Raw genomic sequence first — 22,885 nt, 5'->3', positions numbered from 1 at the left:
CCCCGGACTGGCCGTCGCGCTGCGGATCTCCGTCATGCGGCTGGCCCGTCGGCTGCGCGCCCAGCGCAGCGACACCTCGCTCTCCCTCACCCAGCTCGCCGCGCTGGCAGCTTTGGACCGGCGCGGCCAGATGACCCCGACCGAGCTCGCCCAACACGAGAAGGTGCAGCCGCCATCGATGACGCGCGTGATCGCGGCACTGGAGGAACGCGGCCTGGTACGCCGGACCCCGCACCCGACGGACCGCCGCCAGCAGCTGGTGGAGCTGACGACCGACGGACGGCGGCTGCTGGCGGCCGACCGGCGCCGCCGGGAGGCGTGGCTGAGCCTGCGGCTGCGCGAACTGACGCCCCAGGAGCGGGAGACCCTGCGCCAGGCGTCGCTGATCCTGGACCGGCTGAGCCAGTCTTAGCCCCGCCGGACGGCGCCGGCGCCCCCACCGCGGAGCCCGGCGACGAGCCCGGCGGCACCGGCATGTTCCGCTCGCTGGCCGTGCGCAACTACCGGCTGTTCGCGATGGGGCAGATCGTCTCCAACACCGGCACCTGGATGCAGCGGGTCGCGCAGGACTGGCTGGTGCTGCAGCTCACCGACGGCAGCGCGATCGCGCTCGGCGTCACCACCGCGCTGCAGTTCCTGCCAATGCTGCTCTTCGGCCTGTGGGGCGGCGTGCTGGCCGACCGCTACCCCAAGCGCCGCGTGCTGCTGATCTCCCAGGCGCTGATGGGCGTCATCGCGCTCGGCCTCGGCCTGCTCGCGCTCACCGGCACCGCGCAGGTGCTGCACGTGTACGCCTTCGCGCTCGCGCTGGGTGTCGTCACCGTCATCGACAACCCCACCAGGCAGACCTTCGTGGTGGAGATGGTCGGCAAGCACGACCTCGCCAACGCGATCGCGCTGAACAGCGCCATGTTCCAGTTCGGCCGGGTGCTCGGCCCGGCCGTCGCCGGACTGGCCATCGCCGCCATCGGCACCGGGCCGGTGTTCCTGGTCAACGCCGCCTCCTACATCGGCGTGCTGGCCGGCCTGTACGCGATGCGCGCGTCGGAGCTGCACACCACCGAGCCGGTGCCGCGCGCCAAGGGGCAGCTGCGGGCCGGGCTGAGCTATGTCAACGGCCGCGCCGACCTGAAGCTGCTGCTGGTGCTGCTCGCCTTCGTCTCGCTGTTCGGCACCAGCCTCCAGCCCACCGTCGCGCTGATGACCACCCAGGTCTTCCAGACCGGCGCGGGCGAGTTCGGGCTGGCCGCCACCATGCTCGCCGTCGGCTCGCTCGGCGGCGCGCTGCTGGCCGCCCGGCGCGCCCGGCCCCGGCTGCGGCTGCCGCTGCTGTCGGCGCTGGCCTTCGGGGCGGTGCTGATCGCCACGGCCTTCGTCCCGAACTACGTCGGCTTCCTGCTGGTGCTGGTGCCGCTGGGCGTGCTGCTGCTCACCTTCAACACGGCGATGAACGCCATGTTCCAGCTGAGCGTCGACCCGCAGATGCGCGGCCGGGTGATGGGCCTGTACATGCTGCTGTTCGCCGGGATGGCGCCCATCGGCGCGCCGGTCTTCGGCGCCATCGCCGAGCTGAGCGGCGCACGCGCCGCGCTGGTAGTGGGCGGCGCCATGTCGGTGCTGGTGGCGGTGGTCATCACCGCGCTGCTGGCCAGGAGCGAGCGCGTCGCCTTCCAGCTGGCCTTCCACCCCTGGCCCCGGCTCTCGGTCACCCGCACACCGCGCCCGGTCGCGGCGGTGCCCGAGCCGGAGCCCGCGGTCGAGCCCGAGCCGGAGCGGGTCACGCCCGAGGCGGCCCCGGTCGGCGTCGACGTCTCCTCGGCGGAGCCCGAGCCCGCGCCCGGACCGGCGTCCGAGCGGCCGTGCCCGTCCGACGCGGCCCCGCACCGCGAGGAGCGCCGGTCCCATCCGGCGCGTCCGCGCCGCTCCGCGCAGCGCGTCCGGCGCGCCGCCCTGCCCGACTGACGGCGGGGCGGCCGCCCGGGCGGGGGCGGCCGCCGGGGTGTCCTAGGCTGGCGGCATGACACCACGGAAGCTGCGCTGGCTGCTGCCCACGGTGCTCGGGTTCATCCTGCTGCTGGTCGTGGCCGGGAGCCTGTTCAGCTGAGCCGCGCCCGCCCCGCCTCGGCGGCGCGCGCCACCGCGAGCCGCACCAGCGCGGCATTGCCGTCCGCTCTCGCCCCTGACGGCTCGGTGAGCACGTCCTCCAGGCCGATCCGGATGTCGCGGCCCTGCTCGACCGCGGCCGCCAGCAGCGGCCAGGCGGCGGCGCCGGTGCCGTGCAGCAGCCGGGGCGCCCGCACCCCGCGTGCGTCGAGCAGCCGGTCGATCTCGGCGGCGGCGGCCAGCGCCCGCTCGGGCTCGGGATCCATCGGCTCCACCAGCACCGCGCCGACCTCGCCGGCCAGCCCGCTGGCCAGCAGGATGCGGGCCGCGTCCGGCGTCCACAGCCCCGCCTCGATGCCCACCCGGCGGTCCAGCAGCTCCCTGACCACCTCGGCGGAGCCCGGCTCGTGCATGTTCACCGACGCCAGGTCGGGCAGCTCCGACCAGCGGTTGATGAGGTCGTAGCGGCGCAGCGGGTCGGGTTCGGCGCTCAGCGAGGTGGTGACGCCCACCACCACCCCGGGCACGGCCGCGCGCACCGCCGCGACGGCGGCGGCCACCGCCTGCGGCTCCAGCGACTCCGCGCCGTCCTCGCCGCGCGGGTGCAGGTGCACCTCGGTCGCCCCCGCGTCGACGGCCGCTCGCGCGTCGTCCGCGAGTTGGCGCGGGGCGACGGGCACGGACGGGTGCTCGCCGGTGGACCGGGAGCCGTTGAGGCAGGCGACGATCCGCATGGTCACTCCGTTCGCCGGAACCCTGACCCGCCGGAAGGCTGCCGGCCGGTCGAGGGCTGTCCTGCCCGCGATCGCGCCGGAGAATCCGCCGCCCCGGGGGAGCGGCGGGCGGCGGGCGTCGGGCAGGATCGCACCATGACACGGTGGCGCGGACGGCACGGGCGCGGGCGGCGGGGCCTCGCGGCGGCGGCGGTGGCGCTGGCCGCCCTCGCCCTGACGGCGGCGGCCGACCCCGGCGAGCCGGAGCAGGTCTTCGAGTTCGCCGACGAGCGGATCGCCGAGTCCAGCGGACTGGCCGCCTCGCAGCTGCACGACGGCGTCTACTACACCCACAACGACAGCGACGACGGCGCGATCGTCTACGCCGTGGACTCCTCCGGCGCGACCCTGGCCGCCATCACCCTCCAGGGCGTGGAGGCGCGCGACTGGGAGGCGGTCGCCGTGGGCCGCGACGAGTCCGGCGCGCCCGCCGTCTACGTCGGCGACATCGGCGACAACATGACGGTGAGCTGGCCCTCGGTCCGGGTGCACCGCTTCACCGAGCCGCAGGCGCTGACCGACGCGAGCGTGGCGCCGACCAGCTACGAGTTCGTCTACGAGGACGGCGCCCGCGACGCCGAGGCCCTGCTGATCGACCCGGCCGACAACCGGCTCTACATCGTCAGCAAGGACATCTCCGGCGGGATGTACGCCGCGCCGGAGACCTTGAGCACCGACGGGCCCAACACGCTCACCCGGGTGGGCTCGGCGCCGATGTTCGTCACCGACGGCGCGTTCTCCCCGGACGGCTCCGCCTTCGCGCTGCGCACCTACTGGTCGGTGCACTTCTACGCCGAGCCGGATCGGCTGCTGGACTCCGCGGCCGTGCCGCAGCAGGACATCGGCGAGTCGCTGACCTACACCCGCGACGGCGCGGCCGTCCTGGTCGGCGCCGAGGGGCAGGGCAGCGCAGTGTGGCGGGTGCCGGTGCCCGCCGCGGCGCTCCCGGAGGCCACCGCCGCGCCCGCGCCGAGCGCGGACCCCTCGGCGGCGGCGCCGGAGGAGACGGAGTCGGAGCCCGCCGAGTCCGAGCCCCCGGCCGAGGCCGCCGAACCCGACGGGTCAGGCGGCCCCGGCACCCTGGGCCTCATCGGTACGGGCGCCGCCGTGGCCGCGGCGGCGATCGCCGGGATCGTGGTACTGGCCCGCCGCGGCTGAGCCGCGGCGGGCGCGGCGGCGCTAGCCCAGCCGCTCGACCACGTAGTCGACGCAGGAGGTCAGCCGCTCCACGTCCTCGGGGTCGACCGAGGGGAACATGGCCACCCGCAGCTGGTTGCGGCCCAGCTTGCGGTAGGGCTCGGTGTCGACGATCCCGTTGGCGCGCAGCACCTTGGCGACCGCGGCGGCGTCGACCGCCTCGCTGAAGTCGATGGTGCCCACCACCTGGGAGCGGTAGGCGGGCTCGGCCACGAAGGGCGCGGCGACCGGCGACTTCTCCGCCCAGGCGTACAGGTGGCCCGAGGAGCGCGCGGTGCGTTCCACCGCCCAGTCCAGGCCGCCCTGGCCGTTGAGCCACTCGATCTGCTCGGCGAGCAGCAGCAGGGTGGCGACGGCGGGGGTGTTGTAGGTCTGGTCCTTGCGGGAGTTGTCGATGGCGGTCGGCAGCGAGAAGAACTCCGGCACGTACCGGCCGCTCGCCGCGATCTCCTCGACCCGCGCGAGCGCGGCGGGGGAGAACAGCGCCAGCCACAGGCCGCCGTCGGAGGCGAAGGACTTCTGCGGCGCGAAGTAGTAGACGTCGGCCTCGGACACGTCGACCGGCAGGCCGCCCGCGCCGCTGGTGGCGTCGACCAGCACCAGCGCGCCGGGGTCGGCGCCCGCCACCCGGCGGACGGGGGCGGCCACGCCGGTGGAGGTCTCGTTGTGGGTCAGCGCGTACACGTCGACGCCCGCCTCGGCCCGCGGCTCGGTGTAGGTGCCGGGCTCCGCCTTGATGACGGAGGACTCGGCCAGCCACGGGGCGGTGGCGGTGGCCTTGGCGAACTTGCTGGAGAACTCGCCGAAGGAGACGTGCTGGGCCTTCTCGTGCACCAGGCCGTGCGCGGCGATGTCCCAGAACGCGGTGGTGCCGCCGTTGCCGAGCACCACCTCGTAGCCCTCGGGCAGCGAGAACAGCTCGGCCAGGCCGGACCGGACCCGAGCCACCAGGGACTTGACCGGCTTCTGCCGGTGGGAGGTGCCGAGGTAGCGGGCACCGGAGGACGCCAGCGCCGCCAGCTGCTCGGGGCGGACCTTGGACGGGCCGCTGCCGAAGCGGCCGTCCAGGGGCTTGATGTCGGCGGGGATCTCGATCTCGGTCACGTCGCACAAGCGTACTCCCTGCTCGCGCGGGCGGCGGAGCCAAGGGGGCGCTGCGCCGGATCCGCCCGCACGCGGGCCGCGTCCAATGTCGGCCAGGGCCCGCAGGTGTCGGAGCCGCGTCTGTGCCGACATAACGAGCATCCGGCGCGGACCGCGCGACCGGCCTGTCGGCATCCGGACCGCCGGAGGGAGAGCGCCATGACGACCTCGGCACTGCCGTCCGCGTCCACGGAGGGGACCGACGCGGAACGGGGCTTCCTCGCGGCCTTCGACGCGCTGCGCAGGCGCGTCACCTTCGCCCAGTCCGGGCGGGTGCGCGCGGAGGCGGCCGCCGCCCGCCGCCGCCGCGACCCCGGCGGGGTCGACCTGGAGGACCGCCCCCTCAGCGCGGGCGGCCAGCCGCTCCCGGTCGTCAGGGTGCTGCTGCCGGAATCGGGCGAGCACGAGAGCGCGGTGCTCGCCCGCGAACTGCGCGACCACTGCGGCAACCGGCCGGCGGCCGCGCTGCCCGCCCCCGAACGGCGCGGCACCGGAGCGGAGGCCGAGGACCCCCACCGCGCGGTGGCCGAACGCGCCCGCGCGGCCCGCCGCGCCGAGCTGCGCGGCTTCGACCCCGTGTGGGCCGCGCTGTACGACGTGAAGGAGCAGCTGGCCCGCCCCGAGGCCACCCCCGGCTCCACCTGGGCGCGGCGCGACCCCGAGCCGCCGCGCTTCCCGCACCTGGAGTCGCTGCTCACCCTGGTGGAGATCGCGCACCGCGTCTCGCCCGAGGAGCTGGCGCCGGAGTCCGAGGACGCCGAGAACCCGCAGGCACCCGCGGGGTCCGGGCACGACGAGCGGATGCGGCTGCGGCTCACCGTGGCCGAGCGCATCCGCCGCCCGGCGGGCCCGCACGGGCGGCGCATGGACGGGCGCCCCGCCTCGCGGGCCGGCGAGATCTGGCACGGCCGGGTGCTCGACCCCTTCGCGCGGAGGGTGTTCGCCACGGTGAGCAAGCCCTTCGCCTTCCTGGACGAGAGGATGCTGGCGCCGGCGAGCTGGGCCGTCAACGTGCTGCTCGTCCTGGGCGTGGCCGGCGCGGCCGGCCTGGACTCGGTGCTGTCGGTGCTCGTGCTGCTGGTGCTGGTCGGCTACCACCTGCTGGCCGCCTTCAGCTGGCACCTGCCCTGGGCGTCCTACCGCTGGCTGCGGCGCCGCTGGCCGCCCTTCGCCCGGGAGCTGGCGGCCGCCACGGAGCAGGCCGCCGGCCGCCCCGTCGAGGACGGCGAGTTCCGCGACCGGGCCGTCCTGCTCATCCAGGCGTGCCAGGCGCTGCGCTCCGGGAGCGAGGAGCTGCGCGGGCGGCTGCGCTGCCTGGCCGTCAACGCCTTCCTGGACGACCTGGCCGCCGCCTACCGGCGGCGCAACTGGCTGGAGGCCGGCGGACGCGACCACTATCCGGTGCTCGCCGTCGACATGTCGGCGCCCGAGGGCGCCGAGCTGGCCGAGGTGATCGAGCGGGTCCGCCGCACCACCGGCTGGCCCGACCCCCTGGTCCTGGTCGCGATCGGCGGACACGGCGCCGACGCGGCCGCACCGCAGGACACCCCGGGCGACGCCTCCGCCTGCACCCTCGGCGCCCGGCTGCGGTCCTGGGCGCTGCGGCGCGGCACCGTCGCCCGGCTCGGCCCGGCCAGGTACGTCCCGGTGGCGCTGGGCGCCGGCGAGCTGGCCGCGCTGCGCGGCGGGCTGCGGCCGCCCGGCTCCGGCGAGAAGATCAGCAGCAGGCGGGCCCGCTTCGTCACCGGTTCGGTGGTGACCGCCGCGATCGTGCTGGTGCTCGCCCTGGTCGCCGGGCTGCTGATCGCCGTCGGCGCCTCGCGCAGCGACTGCTGGTGGGGCCGGCGGCTGCTGGAGCACGACGTGTGGCAGAGCGCCGCGACCGGGTCCTGCGTGGGCGTCACCGCGGGCGGCTTCGTCTTCAACGAGCGCCTGGCGTCGGTGCAGCGGCGGATCGCCGAGCAGAACGAGGCGGCGGTGCGCTCCGGCGACTACGTCGACATCGTCTACTTCGGGGCGCTGTCGGTGCCCGACGCGACGCAGCAGAACGACCTGCTCGGCGGCGTCCACGGCGAGCTGGTCGGCCTCGCCATCGCGCAGCACGAGCACAACTCCACCTTCCACCAGCGCGCGCCGATGGTCCGGCTGCTGCTCGCCAACGCGGGCCCCGCCTACGGCGACGCCGTGGCGGTGGCCGAGCGCGTGGTGCGGCGGGCCGGGCGCGACCCCCGGGTGCTCGGGGTGGTGGGCATCGGCGAGAGCAGGGAGCCGACCCGCCAGGCCATCGGCGTCTTCACCGCGGCCGGGCTGCCCATGGTGGCCACCACCGTGACCTTCGACGACATCGCCCTGGTCGGCGACGCGTCGAGCGACATCTTCTACCCGCTGGCGCCGTCCAACGGGATGATCGCCCGGCATGCCGCCTCCTGGGCCTGGCATGGCACCGGGGAGCTGGAGCCGGCCCGCACCGCCGTCGCGCTGGCCGACGTCTCGGCGGGCGACCTGTACGGCGGGGACCTGGCCGAGCGCTTCATCGAGGAGTTCGGCGCCATCGGCGGCGAGGGCACCGTGCGCGCCTACGGGCGGCCCGAGGACCCCTCGCTCGGGGCGGTGGTGCGGGAGCTGTGCCGCGACGCCCCCGACGTGCTCTACTTCTCCGGCAGGTCCGACCAGTTCGCCGAGGTCATGTCGCTGCTGGACGGCAGCGACCAGTGCGCGTCGGGCATGGAGATCATCGCCAATGACGACATCGCCAAGTACGTTGCCGACAACCTCGACCAGCTGGACCTCTACCACCCCACCCTGGAGCTGTACTACACGCCCCTGGCGGCCAGCAGCGCCCGGGCGCGGGCCCGCGACATGGAGCCGTCCAGCTTCTACGAGCGCTTCGACGCGCTGGGCGGCGAGCTGGGCTGGGCCGGGCCGGACGAGGGCGACTCCCGGCAGCGGCAGGAGCGCCCGTCGGTGGCGCACGCGGTGATGGCCTACGACGCCCTGATGGTCGTGTCGCTGGCCGCCCGCCAGGCGCAGGAGAGCCAGCTCGACAGCGCCGAGCACCCGGTCACCGACCTGCGGCTCGCCCTCACCCAGGTCGACGGCTACGCCGGGGTGAGCGGCCTGATCGACCTGGCCGGCCCGGCCGAGCGGGCCGAGGAGTCCGCGGACGGCGCGGCACCCGGCAACTGGCAGCGGGACCGGCTGGTCCAGCTGGTGCTGGCCGGGCCCGGCGGCGGTCAGGAGGTCGTCGCGGTCTGCGGTGTGCTGACCTCGAACAACGAGGCGACGGACGACGACTGCCCGCCGCAGGAGTGAGCCGGCCGGCCGGACGCCGACATGCGCCGCCCCCGTGGTTCTCCCGGGTTACCACGGGGGCGGAGTGTCGGATCGGCGGGTGCGGGCCGTCCGGGGGGGCTAGACGCCCTTGTGCAGCGCCTCGTCCGCGCCGTTCACCTCCGCGGCCGGCCGCTGGGCGGGGCCGACGTAGGTGGCGCTCGGACGGACCAGGCGGCCGGTGCGCTTCTGCTCCAGGATGTGCGCCGACCACCCCGCGGTGCGGGCGGCGGTGAACATCGAGGTGAACAGGGACGCGGGGATCTGCGCGAAGTCGAGCATGATGGCCGCCCAGAACTCCACGTTCGTGGCGAGCACCCGGTCGGGCTTGCGCGCGTGCAGTTCGGCCAGCGCGGCGTTCTCCAGCGCCACCGCGGTCTCGTAGCGGGGGGCGTTGAGCTCCTTGGCGGCCCGGCGCAGCACGCGTGCGCGCGGGTCCTCGGCGCGGTAGACCCGGTGGCCGAAGCCCATCAGGCGGTCGCCCTTGTCCAGCGCCCGCTTGACGTAGGTCTCGGCGTCGCCGATCTGCTCGGTCTCCTCGATCATGTGCAGCACCCGCGCCGGAGCGCCGCCGTGCAGCGGCCCGGACATGGCGCCGACCGCGCCCGACATGGACGCGGCGACGTCGGCGCCGGTGGAGGCGATGACGCGGGCGGTGAAGGTGGAGGCGTTCATACCGTGCTCGGCCGCGGACGACCAGTAGGCGTCGATCGCCTTGACGTGCTGCGGGTCGGGCTCGCCGCGCAGCTGGATCATGAACTTCTCGACGACGGTGGACCCCTCGTCGACCCGGCTCTGCGGTACGGCCGGCTGGTCGGCGCCGCGCGCCGACTGGGCGATGATGGACAGGGCCGTCACCGACGCGCGGGCGAGGTCGTCGCGCACCTGCACGTCGTCGATGTCCAGCAGCGGTTTCAGACCCCATCGGGGGGCCAGCGCGGCCAGCCCGCTCTGCACGTTCACCCGGATGTCGTCGGTGCGTACGGGCAGCTCGAAGGGCTCGGCGTCGGGCAGTCCAGGGGTGAAGCTGTTGTCGACCAGCAGACCCCATACATGCTCGTAGGAGACGTGACCAACCAGATCCTCGATGTCGACGCCCCGGTACCGGAGGGCTCCGCCCTCTTTGTCCGGTTCGGCGATCTCGGTCTCGAACGCCACAACCCCTTCGAGGCCCGGCTTGAAGTCGGACATTTCGGCTTCCTCCGTCTCCTCGGTGTGGAAAAGGATTTGCCCCATTGAACCCTGCGTGTCGTTCCATGTAACACGCGAGGTGCGCTTAACCCCCGCGGGGCGCGGCTTTGTTGCCCTGCGGTTACGTGTGAGGATTCCTCTTCGTGAACCGATTGAACCCCGCCGAGCAGCGTGAGTCGTACCGCGGGACCGGTCTGGAGCCGTGTGATCTTTCTCCGGACCCGATCGAGCAGTTCCGCCGCTGGTACGCCGACGCGGCCGACGCGGGCCTGCCCGAGGTGAACGCCATGGTGCTCGCCACCGCCGGCGCCGACGGGGTGCCCACCGCGCGCACGGTGCTGCTCAAGGGACTCGACGAGCGCGGGCTGACCTTCTACACGAACCTCACCTCGCGCAAGGCCCGCGCGCTGGCCGAGAACCCCCGGGCGAGCCTGCTCTTCCCCTGGCACGCGATGGGCCGCCAGGTCGGCTTCGGGGGGCGTGTGGAATATCTCACTCCCCAGGAGAACACCCGCTACTTCGCCAGCCGCCCGCACGGCTCGCAGATCGGCGCCTGGGCCAGCGAGCACCAGTCCAGCCCGGTCCCCTCGCGCCAGGTGCTGGAGGAGCGCTACGAGCGCTACGCCCAGCGCTGGCCCGAGGGCTCGACCGTGCCCAGGCCCGACTACTGGGGCGGCTACCGGGTGCTCCCCGACGAGGCGGAGTTCTGGCAGGGCGGCGCCGACCGCATGCACGACCGGATCAGGTACCGGCGCGAAGGCGACGGCTGGCTGCGCGAACGCCTGTCGCCCTGAGCCGCCCTAGCAGACGGCTCCGACAGCCGCGGCGCGGCGGGCGGTCCCGCAGTCCGGAACAAGCCGGTTTCGCATTCTGTTCTTCGCTATGTCGCTCGCGCGCACCCGAGAGACCTGACACGATTGTCACGCCCCCCGCGCGACCGGCCTGAATCGGCCTTGGGCGGGCCGGGTGACGGTTATCACGCCCGGCTCGGCGGCGACTAGACTTGACACCGTCCCAACGGCTTTGGGCGGTGGGTTTGCGGAGCGGAGGTATGCCGTGACGGCACACGGTCTGATCGACACCACGGAGATGTACCTCCGTACGATCTTCGAACTGGAGGAGGAGGGCATCGTCCCGCTGCGTGCGCGCATCGCCGAGCGCCTGCAGCAGAGCGGTCCCACCGTCAGCCAGACCGTCGCCCGGATGGAGCGCGACGCCCTGCTGCGCGTCGAGGGCGACCGCAGGCTCTCCCTCACCGACGAGGGCCGCAGGCTGGCCACCCAGGTCATGCGCAAGCACCGCCTGGCGGAGTGCCTGCTCGTCGACATGATCGGCCTGCCCTGGGAGGACGTCCACGTCGAGGCCTGCCGCTGGGAGCACGTCATGTCCGAGGCGGTGGAGCGGCGCATCTTCAAGCTGCTCGGCGAGCCCACGGTCTGCCCCTACGGCAACCCGATCCCCGGCCTGGAGGAGTTCGGCGCGGACACCGAGGAGACCTCCCGGCCGAGCAGCGCGGATTCGGTGGCCCCCATGTCCGTGCTCGCCACTTCGACGGGTATTCCGGTCATCATTCGACGAATTAGTGAACAGGTCCAAGGCGACGCCGCGGCCATGCTTAGACTCAAGCAGGGCGGTATCCAGCCCGGACGTGAGGTGACCCTCGCGGCGAGCGACGACGGTGTACGGGTGACCTGTGACGAACGCGGAGACGGTGCCGGAACGGAGTTCTCCGGCCAGATCGCGGCACATGTGTTCGTGTCGCGCAGCTGAGCCCGTCCCCGCGCGCCGGCCGCGGCCGACACCCATGAGGTCGATCCGGTCCGGGCGCTGCGATGAGGTGGCGTTTCGATGAAGCGGTGGGGCGAGGCCCCCGATCCGGTCGCGGACCTGCTGTCCGCGCAGTCCGTGCTGGAGGGTATGCAGGTCGCCGTGGTGGCGGCCGACCGGTTCGGCAAGCTCACCTACTGGAACTCCGCCGCCAAGGAGCTGTTCGGCTTCGACGACGACCGCGACTACCGCGGCACCGCCCTGCTCGACCTCGGCATCGCCGAGGCCGACCGCGAGCAGGCGATGGAGCTGTCCCGGAAGGTGCTCAGAGGCGGCAGCTGGGAGGGCACCTTCGCCAACATCCGCCGCGACCGCACCGTCGTCTACATCCGGATGCAGGCGGTGCCGTTCCGGCACCGCTCCGGCGCGGTCGAGGGCATGGTCGTCTTCGCCAGGGAGGCGCTGCGCGACGGCCGCGCCGACGACCAGTACGGCCTGCTCGACCGCATCGGGCGCGAACTGGCCGACTCCCTTGAGCTGTCCCACACCCTCCAGGCCGTGGCCGAGCTGCTGGTGCCGCAGTTCGCCGACCACTGCTTCATCGACCTGCTCGACAACGACCGGCTGGTCCGGCACACCTCGATGCACTCCGAGGGCTGGACGCCCCCGCCCGGCAGCTGGCCCCAGGTGGGCGAGCCCGTCACCGAGGACCCCTACCGGGTCAGGAGCCGGGCCATCCGCCGGCTCGAAGCGGTGCTGGTCGACGACATCCGGCACGCCAGCCCGGCCAACCCCACGCCCGAGAGCAGCTGGGTCGCCGAACAGGTCGGCCTGACCTCCATCATCGCCGCGCCGCTGCGCGCCCGCGGCCAGCTGCTCGGCGTGCTCACCCTGTGCCTGTCCGGGCTGCGCGGTCGCGAGCGCACCCACTACGACGGCATCGACCGCGACCTCGTCGGCGCGATCGCGTCCCGGGTGGCGCTGGCCATCGACAACGCCCGGCTGTTCGAGGAGGAGCGCGACACCGCGCTCGCCTTCCAGAAGAGCCTGCTGCCGCGCGAGATCCCCGAGCTCGACGGCCTCCAGGTGGCCTGCCGCTACGAGCCGGCCAAGCCGCTGGAGACCCGCGGCCACGGCATCCAGACCCAGGTGGGCGGCGACTGGTACGACGTCATCCCGCTCTCGGCCGGCCGGGTCGGCATCGTGATCGGCGACGTCGAGGGGCGCGGCGCGCACGCCGCCGCCGTCATGGGCCAGCTGCGCGCGGCCGTGCGCGCCTTCGCCCAGGACGACAAGTCCCCGGCCGACATCCTGGACAAGCTCGACGAGTGGGTCAGGGCGCTGGCCCGCGCCGACGACGACGGCGAACCGCGCACTCCCATGGTGAGCTGCCTGTACATGGCCTACGACGCCTGGTCGCGCGAGCTGTCCTTCGCCAACGCCGGCCACGCCCCGCCGCTGATCATCGTGGACGGCCGCGTCGAGGAGCTGGAGATGCCCTCCAGCGGCGTCATGCTGGGCGGCCGGGTCAAGGGCATGGCGCGCGACACCGTGCGCAGCTACGACACCATCCCGCTGCCGCCCGGCGCCACCCTCGTCCTCTACACCGACGGGCTGGTCGACCGCAGGCCGCAGGGCGGCACCATCGACACCGGCGCCGGGCTGCGCATCCTCACCGACACCGTCGCCGCCCACACCGGCTCCGGCGTCGAGCGCATCGCCGACGCCGCGGCCCGCGCCGTGCCCGGTGAGATCGACGACGACATGGCGATGCTGGTGGTCCGCACCGACCCCGACGACCTCGCCGTCACCGAGCGCACCTTCCCGGCCGAGGCCATCGTGGTCAGCGACGCCCGGCGGCTGGCGGGGGAGACCTTCGAGGCGTGGCGGGTCGACCGTGAGCAGGCCGAGCTGGCCTGCCTGCTGGTGTCGGAGGTCGTCACCAACGTCGTGCTGCACGCCGCCGTGCCCACCCGCCGCCGCGAACTGGTGCTGGACGGCCCGCCCGTGGGCGTCGGCACCGGCTTCGACGAGTCCTGGGCCGACCTGGTCGGCCCGGCCGCCGAGGCCGACACCCCGCCCGCCGGAACCCAGCGCACCCGCGAGTTCACCCTGCGGCTGCGCCGGGGCGCCTCGGCGGTGTGGGTGGAGGTCTTCGACCAGGACCTCCGGCTGCCCCGCCTGCGCAAGGCCAAGGACGAGGACGAAGGCGGCCGCGGACTCTACCTGGTCGACCAGCTGGCCTCCCGCTGGGGCTCCCGCCCCACCCGCGACGGCAAGGCCGTGTGGTTCGAGATCCCCACCACCAGCGCCGCCGAGCGCGGCGAGACCGTCGAGCCCGACACCGTCCACGAACCCGCGGAGGCGTGGCGGGCCTAGCCGCCGGCTCGGCCGCACCGCCTCATGCGGTGGGCGCGTGCGCCTCAGGACCCGCCGCGGCGCGGTCGGACGCGCTGCGCAGCACGCAGAACTCGTTGCCCTCCGGGTCGGCGAGGACCACCCAGCCGGTGCCGTCGGGCTCGCGGTGGTCGGCGACGAAGGCGGCACCGAGGCCGAGCAGCCGCTCCACCTCCTGCTCGCGTGAGGTCTCGGGACGCAGGCACAGGTGGATCCGGTTCTTGTCCTTCTTGGCTTCGGGCACCTGGTTGAAGTGCAGCACCGGGCCCTCCGCCAGCAGCACCTGGGTCTCGTCGTCGCCCGGCCGGTCCTCCGGATGCATCGAACGGCCGGTCACCCTGCTCCAGAACAGCGCCAGCCCGTAGGCGTCCGCACAGTCGATCGCCACGTTCTGCACCACCGACACCATGCCTCCGAGCCCCTCCGCTAGGTGGTCTGCACCGCGTACAGCATCAGCGTGGCGAGGATGAACACCACCACCGCTCCGGCCAGCGTGAAAGGCAGCGGAATCCGCCGGCGCAGCCGCGTCAGCCCCCAGGCGAACAGAATCGCGACCAGGGCCAGTACGACGAATCCCTCGAACACGGCTGCCGCCTTCCGCTTCCGCGGCGGACACACCGCCGCACCGCCCGGCTGGGTGCTCCCAGCCTAGCCGGGGCCCGCCCGGCTGTCGCCGTTCCCGCTGTCGGCTGTGGGCAGCGGCCGGCCGGGATAGATGTCGTGCCACACTCGGGCGAGGAAGGCTTCATCGGAGCCGTCCTCGAAGTCGGCCGCATCGTCGAGCGCGTCTCCGGGAATCTGAGACGGGTCGGCGATGGCGGCCCGCAACTGGTCCAGGAACTTGGGGATGTCGTGCACCTGTGACGACACATGCTCATGTCCGACCCGATGGACCAAGCGGTGTAGCTTCGCGCCCCCATCCGGGGGCGTTTCAGGATGGTAGTAGGACTCCACCACGCTGAGCAGCACCGCGAATGACGCATCCTTGTTCTTTCGCCAGAACGGTCCGGCCATCCTCACACGCCCTTTCGTGGACTGGGGTAGTAGGTGATGACTGGATGTTCATTCTTCGCCTGATCGTCGCCGAGGGTGAACGGCATCGTGCCGTCCTAGAAGAGTGGGAATCAGGCTGGCCGATGAATCAATTCCCGATCCCATGCGGATTGTCTGCTGTGGGCAGCGGCCGGTCGGGATAGATGTCGTGCCACACTCGGGCGAGGAAGGCTTCATCGGAGCCGTCCTCGAAGCAGGCCGCGTTGAACAGTTCATCGTCGGGCACCTGGCCGGGATCGATGATCGCGGCCCGTAGCTCAGCCAGGAACCGGGGGATGTCGTGGAACTCCGCCCGCAGCCCCTCGTTCTCCACGCGATATACCAAGCGCCGCAGCCGTTCAGGCGCGCCATCCTGCGCGGTGTCGGGATGGTAGTACGTCCTGACGGCACGGAGCAGTTCAGAAAACCGTGCGTCTTTGTCGGTCTTCCACCACGGCAAGCTCATCTCAGGTACCTTACGCTGGGTCGGGGAAGAACGAAGCACACTCATAGCGGTCCCCAGTCACGTTCGGCTTGAACTGCACCTTGATCGTTCCGCCTTCAAAGGTCGCTATGGGATCGGCAGTGGGCTCGGGTGCCGTGGGCTCGACACCCGCCACCCGATCCTTCGTCCACTGCTTTCGCTGTTCAACCGCCTCTTTGAGACTGCCGTTGACCGGATTGAGAGCAGTACCTTCACAGAATCGGTGTCCATCTGGCCCCAGCAGGTCAGCGATCGGAATTTCACACTCTGACACGTCTTGACCTTCAACGAAGGGTTGATTCAAGACCGCCCGTACGTCGGGATGTTGGAGTGCGCGGACGTACGCGACGGCGAAGGCGTCGGGGTCGTTGATACGGGTGGCGTAGAGCCCGCAGTTGTGCCGCTTGCCGGTATAGGCGTCCCGGGACCGGGTCAGCTTGCCGGGGTCGAGTTGGGCGGGGTCCTGGAGCCGGGTGACCCGGTCGGTGAGCTGCTGGAGGGTGACGGCTCCCTCGTGGCGCGGCAGCGGGTGGCCGCTGCCGCGGTCCAGGGCGGCGATGACGTGTTTGACCTCCGGTGAGCGGTCGGCCGCGGGTGCCAGCCAGGGGCGGTCACCGGCGGCCGCCACCTGATCGATGTAGGCCACCCCGATCGAGCGGATCAGCGGCGGTAGCCCACCGGCGGAGGGGTCGAAGGCGCGCAAGGTCTCCAGCGGTGTTTCGGCGCGGTCGGGGTCGTCCAGCCGCGCCAGTGGACGTTCCAGGTCGAAGCCCTTCTGCTCGGGCGGAGCGTCACCCCGCCGGGCGGTGTCGCCGCCCGACGGCGGCGGAAGCGGCTCCGGCCGGGCCGTATCAGCACCGCCCGGCACCGGTGGCCCGAGGTCGTCGGCGTACGCGCGATCGTCCACGAGCTCGTCGAGGGGCGTCGTCCCGTCCGCGAGCGCCCGCAGTGTTCGCCGCTCCTCATCCGTCAGGGTGATCTCGGCCATCGAACGGGCGCCCTCCCGTGGCCGCTCGGGGCGGTGATCCCCCCACCCCGGCCGATCGAAGCCCACCGCCCACCTCCATCCCCCGCCCTCCCAGGGGGGCAGCCCCTACAACCAGTCTTCCGGCCGCGGCCGCCCTGGCGCCAGGGCTACCCGCGGGTTGTGGACGACTTCGCTGTGCGACGGCGGCCTGTGGACGGCCGAAGGCGCGCGGGGCGAACTGCCGCCATGCTGGGACGCGGTGGCCGGATGGCTGCCGGGGCGTACGCCACACGGCGGCCGCCTCCCGCACCGTCGATGTGACGGAACGTATCGTCATGGATACGTGAAGTGGCGGCGTGCGGGATGTTCAGGTATCGAACGGAGGGAGGTGGACCGGTGGCCGAGCACTCCGCGCCGACGCACCAGGGGCCGCACCAGCCCGCCCACGCGCGGCAGCGCGGGGTGGGGGTGGTGATCGGCACGCTGATGCTGGCGCTGCTGCTCGCGGCCCTGGACCAGACGATCGTCTCCACGGCGCTGCCGACCATCGTGAGCGACCTGGGCGGACTGAACCACCTGTCGTGGGTGGTCACGGCCTATCTGCTGGCCACCACCGCGTCCACTCCGCTGTGGGGCAAGCTGGGCGACCAGTACGGGCGCAAGGCGCTGTTCCAGTCGGCGATCGTGATCTTCCTGGTCGGCTCCGCGCTGTGCGGGCTCGCGCAGGATATGGGGCAGCTGATCGCGTTCCGGGCCCTGCAGGGGCTGGGCGGCGGCGGCCTGATCACTCTCACCCAGGCGATCGTCGGCGACGTGGTGCCGCCGCGCGAGCGCGGCAGGTACCAGGGTCTGTTCGGCGGGGTGTTCGGCGGGAGCAGCGTGCTCGGGCCGCTGCTCGGTGGCTTCTTCGTGGACGAGCTGTCGTGGCGGTGGGTCTTCACGATCAACCTGCCGATCGGCGCGGTCGCGCTGCTGGTGATCAGCGTGGTGCTGCGGCCGACGACCGTCCGGGTCCGGCACCGCATCGACTACCTGGGCATCGTGCTGCTGGCCGCCGCGGTCACCTGCGTGGTGCTGCTCACCTCCTGGGGCGGCTCCACCTACCCGTGGGTCTCGCCGCAGACGATCGCGCTGGGCGCCGGCGCGCTGGTGCTCGGCACGGCCTGGTGGTTCAGCGCGCGGCGGGCCGCCGAGCCGGTGATGCCGCTGCGGCTCTTCCGCGACCCCGTCTTCCGGGTGGCGGCCGCCATCAGCTTCGCCATCGGCTTCGCGATGCTGGGCAGCCTCACCTTCCTGCCGCTGTTCCTCCAGGTCGTGCACGGGGTGAGCCCCACCATGTCCGGGGTGCACCTGCTGCCGATGGTGGTCGGGATGCTGGGCGCCTCCGTGCTCAGCGGCCAGGTGGTCAGCCGCACCGGCCGCTACAAGGTCTTCCCGATCCTGGGCACCGCCTGTACCGGGGTGGCGCTGTTCCTGCTCTCGCACCTGGACGAGAACACCTCCACCGCCGTGATGAGCGGCTACTTCCTGGTCCTCGGCATCGGCCTCGGCCTGGTGATGCAGGTGCTCGTGGTGGTGGTGCAGAACTCCGCCGACTACGCCGACCTGGGCGTGGCCACCTCCGGCGCCACCTTCTTCCGCTCCATCGGCAGCTCCTTCGGGGTCGCCGTGTTCGGCACGGTGTTCTCCAACGGGCTCGCCGCCAACATCCGCTCGGCCACCGCCGGCCACCCGCTGCCGCCCGGCTTCGACCCGTCGGCGGTGCAGAGCGACGCCTCGGCCCTGGACGCGCTGCCGCCCGACGTCCAGGCCGGGTTGCTGCACGCCTACGCGCTCTCCATCGACAAGGTCTTCCTGTCCGCGATCCCGCCGGTCGCCGTCGCCTTCGTGCTCGCGCTGCTGCTGAAGGAAGTGCCGCTGCGCCGCACCCGCGACAGCGGCGACCTCGGCAGCGGGCTCGCCCCCACCCCGACGGTGCGCAGCTCGATCGAGATCATCGAACGCGAGGTGGTGATCTTCCTCGGCCGCGAGGGACGGCTGGCCATGTACGCGCGGCTGGCCAGATCGGCCGGGCTCGAACTGTCGGCGCAGAGCTGCTGGCTGCTCACCCGGCTGGCCCGGCTCGGTCCGGTGGCCGCGGCGGACCTGGCCGGGGTGTGCGGCCCCTGGGCCGAGGACGCCCGCCCCACCGCGGCGGCGCTGGCCGCCGCCGGCTTCGTCCGGCTGGACGAAGCCGGCGGACGGGTCGAGCTGACCGACATCGGCGAGCGCACCGCGCAGCGGGTCTTCGACGCCGGGCGCGACGCGCTGGTGGCCGCGCTCGCCGAGTGGCAGCCTGAGCGGCACCCCGACCTCTACCAGGTGCTCACCGAGATCGCCCGCGAACTGCTGGGCGACGAGGCCGACGCCCGGCTGCTGGCGGCCGCCCACGGCCCTGACGGCTGACCCTACGATCCGGCCGAGGCTCCCGGCGCCGATACCCCGACCGCGCCGCAGCGGCTAGTCTCGAAGCAGAACAGAATCCGATTCGGTCGGCGTTCGGCGCGGAGGAGTGACCAATGGCGCGAAGCAGTGCGGCACACGGAGCCAACGAGGCGTACATCGTCGGGGCGGTCCGCACCCCCGTCGGCAGCCGCAAGGGCGCGCTCATCGGCGCCCACCCCGCCGAACTGGGCGCGCACGTGCTCGCCGAGCTGATGAACCGCACCGGCGCCGACCCCGCGGCGGTCGAGGACGTCATCATGGGCTGTGTCAGCCAGGTCGGCCCGCAGTCGCTCGACCTGGCCCGCACCGCCTGGCTGTCGGCCGGGCTGCCCGAGAACGTCCCCGGCGTCACCATCGACCGGCAGTGCGGCTCCTCGCAGCAGGCCGTGCACTTCGCCGCCCAGGGCGTCCTGTCGGGCACCCAGGACCTGGTGGTGGCGGCCGGCGTCGAGAACATGGTGATGGTGCCGATGGGCGCCAGCGTCCAGTACGCCCTGGACAACGGCCTGCCGATCTACGGCGAGGGCTGGACCCGCCGCTACGGCGACCAGGAGATCTCCCAGTACCGGGGCGCGCAGCTGATGTGCGAGAAGTGGGACATCAAGCGCTCGGAGCTGGAGGAGTACGCGCTGGAGAGCCACCGCAGGGCGGTCGCCGCGGCCGCCGACGGGCGCTTCGCCGAGCAGATCGCGCCGCTGCGCGTCGGCGAGGCCGTGGTCGACGCGGACGAGGGCCCCAGGGCCGACACCTCGCTGGAGCGGATGGCCCAGCTGCCGCCGCTGCGCGAAGGCTGGTCCCTCACCGCCGCCGTGTCCAGCCCGCTCTCGGTCGGCGCCGCCGCCGTCCTGATCGCCTCCGCCGACGCCGTCGAGCGCCACGGCCTCACCCCGCGCGCCCGGGTGCACAGCCTCGCCGTGGTCGGCGACGACCCCGTGTACATGCTCACCGGCCCCATCCCCGCCACCCGGCGCGTCCTGGACCGGGCCGGGCTGACCGTCGACGACATCGACGTCTTCGAGGTGAACGAGGCCTTCGCGTCGGTCCCCATCGCCTGGGCGCGCGAGACCGGTGCCGACCTCGCCCGCACCAACCCCAACGGCGGCGCCATCGCCCTGGGCCACCCCCTCGGCGCCACCGGCGCCGTGCTGCTCACCAAGCTGGTGCACGAACTGGAGCGCGGCGGCGGCCGCTACGGCCTCCAGGTGATGTGCGAGGGCGGCGGCCAGGCCAACGCCACCCTGATCGAACGCGTCTAGGGGCGGCTCCGCGAAGGCCAGGCACCGACGCGTCGCTCGGCCGCCGGCGGCGGTTCACCGCCTCAGGCCGAGGCGCGGACGACCAGACCGGTGTCGCAGATGACCGGCTGATCGGGCGGCGATGTGTCGTGAGCGCGGCTGAGCAGCATCTCGACCATCCGCCGCCCCATCTCCCCGGTGGGCTGGTGGACGGTGGTGAGCGCCGGTTCCGCGTGCCGGGCGAAGGCCGCGTCCTCGAAACCGATGACGGCGACGTCGTCGGGGACGCGGCGTCCGTGCCGTTCCAGTACGCGCAGCGCGCCGACGGCCATGTTGTCGGACGCGACGAACACCGCGTCCAGCGAAGGCTCGCGTTCGAGGAGTTCCCGCATGGCGGCGGCGCCGCCGGCCGCGCTGAAGTCGCCGTAGGACACCGGCTCCGGGCCGCCGGCCAGGGCTTGCCGATATCCGGCGAGCCGGTCCATGCCCACCGTGGTGCCCCGAAGGCCGGCGATGGTGGCGATACGCCGGCGATCCTGACCGATCAGATGCTCGGTGGCCCGCCGGGCGCCGCCGGTGTTGTCGGCGTCGACGTAGGCTCCTCGCTCCATGGCGGGATCGAGGGGGCGGCCTCCCAGCACGGTCGGTACGCCACTGCCCGCCAGTAGACCGGGAAGCGGGTCCTGCCGGAGCAGCGAGATCACCATGACGCCGTCCACGCGCTGCGTGCGCAGATCGTGCGCCAGGCGTGCGCGGTCCGCGGGCGAGCGTGTGAAGCTCAGCATCAGCTGTATCCCGGCCGCGCCGGTCGCCGAGTTGATCCCGCGCAGGATGTCACCGAAGTACGGCTGCTCGAACGGCCGTCCCGGTTCCTCCGACAGCACCAGGGCGACCACGCCGGTGCGCCGGGCGGCCAGTGTGCGGGCGGCGCGGTCGGGCACATAGCCCAGCTCGTCGATCGCCCGGAGGACCGACTCCCGGGTCCGCGGGTTCACCCTGGCGGAGCCGTTGACGACACGCGACACGGTGCCGCGGCTCACCTTCGCCCGGGCGGCGACCTGCTCCAAGGTAGAGCGTCGCGTTGACATGGCCCTCCTTCTGCAATCCCCCATCCATACCACTATCCGGCGCTCGGCCCCGGCGGCCTGCCGACGTGACCCAGGCGACCACGCCCTGTTACCTACATCACGGCGCAATAACGGGAACGCGGGAACGCGGGGCGCCCCAAGGCCGTTGGACCAGATGCGTGATGCGGGTAGTTCGGGTAGCGAGCGGGCGTCTCTTGGGGGAGAGGCGCCCGTTCGTGTGTCCGGACCCAGTTCGCGCGGACGCTGCGTGACGAACCGGACCATCATCGCTTTCAGGTCCGTAATTCCACCCCTGGACCCTGGTCAGGGCCCTGGGGCCCGCCTAACGTGTCCGCCATGATCATCCGGAGCCGGGCGGCGGCCCTGGCGCGTGCGCGCCGCGAGCGGGGCGCCTCCGCGCTCGAATACGCGGCGGTCATCGTGATCGCCGGCGCCCTCCTGGCCCTGATCGTCGGCACCGGCGCCTTCCAGACCATCGGCGACAGCGTCCAGCGGGCCGTCTGCGGCCTGTTCCAGGGGCCGGACGCCTGCGCCGAGCAGGACACCGCCGCCCCCGACGGCGCCCCCGTCAGCGGCGACCCGGACGAGGGCGCCAACGAGGGCCCGGTCGACGACGACCGCCCGCTGCCCGACCCCACCACCCGCCCGCCCGACGACCCCGGTCCTGTCGACCAGGGCCAGGTGGATGACACCCGCCGCTTCATCCGCGAGTACCTCGACTTCGAGCCCGGCTTCTGGCCCTGGGAATGGGACGGCCCCGACTCCCTGGAGCTGTACCAGCGGCTGATGAACCTCACCGGCCCCGAACTGGACGCCGCCCTCGCCGGGCTGAGCGAGGACGAGCTGCGCGAGCTGTTCGCCTCGCCCGTGGGCATCAACCTGGTCGCCGAGCACATCCGCCGCAACGCCTCCCTGGACACCCTGCGCCGGCTGGGCGCGGCCAACGCCTTCCCGCTCGACCCCAGGTTCGACAACGTGGGCAGCGACACCGCCGACACCGCCCGCTACGGCGAGGTGCCGGGCGGCCAGCTGTTCGGCGGGCCCAACAACGACCAGATCTCCATCGAGGACATCAACCAGCAGGCGCTCTCGGACTGCTGGTGGATGGCCTCGCTCGGCGCCACCGCCCAGCACGAGCCCGGCCGCATCCGCGACATGATCGTGGAGAACCCCAACGGCACCTTCACCGTCACCTTCCCCGACGGCGAGGCCGTCACGGTCACCCCCGACCTCCCGCTGTCGGAGAACGGCAACCCCGTGTTCGCCGGGACGCGCGGCAACCCGCCGGTGCTGTGGCCCGCCATCATGGAGAAGGCGCTGGCGCAGCGCGACGGCGGCTACGAGCAGGTGGAGGTCGACTCCTTCACCCGCGGCATGGAGATCCTGACCGGCAACGAGAGCGACAGCCGCGACTCGGGCGACGTCTCGCTGTCGGAGCTGGCCGAGATGCACCGCAACGGCGACGCCATCGCCTTCAACACCCCGTCCATGGACGACGCCGAAGGGCCGCGCTACGACGGGCAGCCCGACCCGCCCGACCTCAACAACTTCCACTTCTACGTGGTCACCGGCGTCAACGAGCAGACCGGCGAGGTTACCCTGTACAACCCGTGGGGCCGCAACCACCGCACCGTGAACCACTCGGAGCTGGACGAGGCGTTCGTGCAGATGCAGAGCAACAACTTCGGCTGAGG

At 73.0% G+C, this 22,885-nt stretch carries 19 protein-coding genes; 10 read left to right on the top strand and 9 right to left on the bottom strand.

Going from position 1 to position 22,885, the window contains the following annotated elements; all coding sequences use genetic code 11:
* The first annotated feature begins 34 nt into the window (after window positions 1–34).
* Both CLV72_RS08135 and CLV72_RS08130 read left to right on the top strand, forming a co-directional pair.
* Window positions 35–412: a MarR family winged helix-turn-helix transcriptional regulator gene (locus tag CLV72_RS08135; RefSeq protein ID WP_106243558.1), complete on the top strand. Its 378-nt coding sequence runs from the start codon at window positions 35–37 to the stop codon at window positions 410–412.
* 62 nt (window positions 413–474) lie between these two features.
* Window positions 475–1,962, top strand: coding sequence for an MFS transporter (locus CLV72_RS08130; RefSeq protein WP_106242404.1), 1,488 nt, complete (start codon window positions 475–477; stop codon window positions 1,960–1,962).
* A gap of 134 nt (window positions 1,963–2,096) precedes the next feature.
* Here CLV72_RS08130 and CLV72_RS08125 read toward each other — a convergent pair whose 3' ends face one another.
* A complete protein-coding gene (locus CLV72_RS08125) occupies window positions 2,097–2,837 on the bottom strand; it encodes a 3-keto-5-aminohexanoate cleavage protein (protein ID WP_106242401.1) in 741 nt (246 codons plus the stop codon).
* Between the two features lie 135 nt (window positions 2,838–2,972).
* Between CLV72_RS08125 and CLV72_RS08120 the strand changes: the two genes are divergently transcribed.
* Window positions 2,973–4,034, top strand: a complete 1,062-nt coding sequence (locus CLV72_RS08120) for a hypothetical protein (RefSeq protein ID WP_106242397.1) — start codon at window positions 2,973–2,975, stop codon at window positions 4,032–4,034.
* Between the two features lie 21 nt (window positions 4,035–4,055).
* Here CLV72_RS08120 and serC read toward each other — a convergent pair whose 3' ends face one another.
* Complete coding sequence (gene serC, locus CLV72_RS08115; protein WP_106242393.1) at window positions 4,056–5,177, bottom strand: phosphoserine transaminase; 1,122 nt, start codon at window positions 5,175–5,177, stop codon at window positions 4,056–4,058.
* Window positions 5,178–5,375: 198 nt separating this feature from the next.
* Between serC and CLV72_RS08110 the strand changes: the two genes are divergently transcribed.
* A complete protein-coding gene (locus tag CLV72_RS08110; RefSeq protein WP_106242390.1) occupies window positions 5,376–8,528 on the top strand; it encodes a type 1 periplasmic-binding domain-containing protein in 3,153 nt (1,050 codons plus the stop codon).
* Between the two features lie 99 nt (window positions 8,529–8,627).
* Here the strand turns inward: CLV72_RS08110 and CLV72_RS08105 are convergent, their stop codons facing one another.
* Complete coding sequence (locus CLV72_RS08105) at window positions 8,628–9,737, bottom strand: citrate synthase 2 (protein WP_106242387.1); 1,110 nt, start codon at window positions 9,735–9,737, stop codon at window positions 8,628–8,630.
* 143 nt (window positions 9,738–9,880) lie between these two features.
* Between CLV72_RS08105 and pdxH the strand changes: the two genes are divergently transcribed.
* From pdxH to CLV72_RS08090, 3 genes are all read left to right on the top strand, one after another.
* Complete coding sequence (gene pdxH, locus CLV72_RS08100) at window positions 9,881–10,531, top strand: pyridoxamine 5'-phosphate oxidase (RefSeq protein WP_106242385.1); 651 nt, start codon at window positions 9,881–9,883, stop codon at window positions 10,529–10,531.
* A gap of 262 nt (window positions 10,532–10,793) precedes the next feature.
* Window positions 10,794–11,507 carry an iron-dependent transcriptional repressor DtxR gene (locus tag CLV72_RS08095; RefSeq protein WP_106242382.1) on the top strand — a complete coding sequence of 238 codons (714 nt, stop codon included), beginning with the start codon at window positions 10,794–10,796 and terminating at the stop codon, window positions 11,505–11,507.
* Window positions 11,508–11,585: 78 nt separating this feature from the next.
* A complete protein-coding gene (locus tag CLV72_RS08090; protein WP_106242379.1) occupies window positions 11,586–13,883 on the top strand; it encodes a SpoIIE family protein phosphatase in 2,298 nt (765 codons plus the stop codon).
* 22 nt (window positions 13,884–13,905) lie between these two features.
* Here CLV72_RS08090 and CLV72_RS08085 read toward each other — a convergent pair whose 3' ends face one another.
* The 5 genes from CLV72_RS08085 to CLV72_RS08070 all read right to left on the bottom strand — a co-directional run bounded on the left by CLV72_RS08085 (window position 13,906) and on the right by CLV72_RS08070 (window position 16,405).
* The gene (locus CLV72_RS08085; protein ID WP_106242376.1) at window positions 13,906–14,310 is read right to left on the bottom strand and encodes a VOC family protein; all 405 of its coding nucleotides are present in this window, start codon (window positions 14,308–14,310) and stop codon (window positions 13,906–13,908) included.
* Between the two features lie 17 nt (window positions 14,311–14,327).
* Window positions 14,328–14,486, bottom strand: coding sequence for a hypothetical protein (locus CLV72_RS32080; protein ID WP_170140915.1), 159 nt, complete (start codon window positions 14,484–14,486; stop codon window positions 14,328–14,330).
* Window positions 14,487–14,549: 63 nt separating this feature from the next.
* The gene (locus CLV72_RS08080; RefSeq protein WP_146159383.1) at window positions 14,550–14,915 is read right to left on the bottom strand and encodes a hypothetical protein; all 366 of its coding nucleotides are present in this window, start codon (window positions 14,913–14,915) and stop codon (window positions 14,550–14,552) included.
* A gap of 127 nt (window positions 14,916–15,042) precedes the next feature.
* Window positions 15,043–15,399, bottom strand: a complete 357-nt coding sequence (locus CLV72_RS08075) for a hypothetical protein (protein ID WP_106242368.1) — start codon at window positions 15,397–15,399, stop codon at window positions 15,043–15,045.
* A 10-nt stretch (window positions 15,400–15,409) separates the two neighbouring features.
* Window positions 15,410–16,405, bottom strand: a complete 996-nt coding sequence (locus tag CLV72_RS08070; RefSeq protein WP_146159382.1) for a hypothetical protein — start codon at window positions 16,403–16,405, stop codon at window positions 15,410–15,412.
* A gap of 375 nt (window positions 16,406–16,780) precedes the next feature.
* On the opposite strand from CLV72_RS08070, the gene CLV72_RS08065 reads away from it, so the two are divergent.
* Window positions 16,781–18,829, top strand: a complete 2,049-nt coding sequence (locus CLV72_RS08065; RefSeq protein ID WP_425428047.1) for an MDR family MFS transporter — start codon at window positions 16,781–16,783, stop codon at window positions 18,827–18,829.
* Window positions 18,830–18,942: 113 nt separating this feature from the next.
* Window positions 18,943–20,124: an acetyl-CoA C-acetyltransferase gene (locus tag CLV72_RS08060; protein ID WP_106242358.1), complete on the top strand. Its 1,182-nt coding sequence runs from the start codon at window positions 18,943–18,945 to the stop codon at window positions 20,122–20,124.
* 62 nt (window positions 20,125–20,186) lie between these two features.
* Here CLV72_RS08060 and CLV72_RS08055 read toward each other — a convergent pair whose 3' ends face one another.
* A complete protein-coding gene (locus tag CLV72_RS08055) occupies window positions 20,187–21,191 on the bottom strand; it encodes a LacI family DNA-binding transcriptional regulator (protein WP_106242355.1) in 1,005 nt (334 codons plus the stop codon).
* A gap of 336 nt (window positions 21,192–21,527) precedes the next feature.
* Here CLV72_RS08055 and CLV72_RS08050 point away from each other — a divergent pair, with 336 nt between their 5' ends.
* On the top strand, window positions 21,528–22,883 hold the full coding sequence (locus tag CLV72_RS08050) for a C2 family cysteine protease (RefSeq protein ID WP_106242352.1): 1,356 nt from the start codon (window positions 21,528–21,530) through the stop codon (window positions 22,881–22,883).
* The last annotated feature ends 2 nt before the right edge of the window (window positions 22,884–22,885 follow it).

It is taken from the genome of Allonocardiopsis opalescens, from assembly GCF_003002095.1.
Classification (GTDB): Bacteria; Actinomycetota; Actinomycetes; order Streptosporangiales; family Streptosporangiaceae; genus Allonocardiopsis; species Allonocardiopsis opalescens.
The sequence above is the reverse complement of the archived record's forward strand: the minus strand, read 5'-3'. Positions and strand labels throughout refer to the sequence as shown.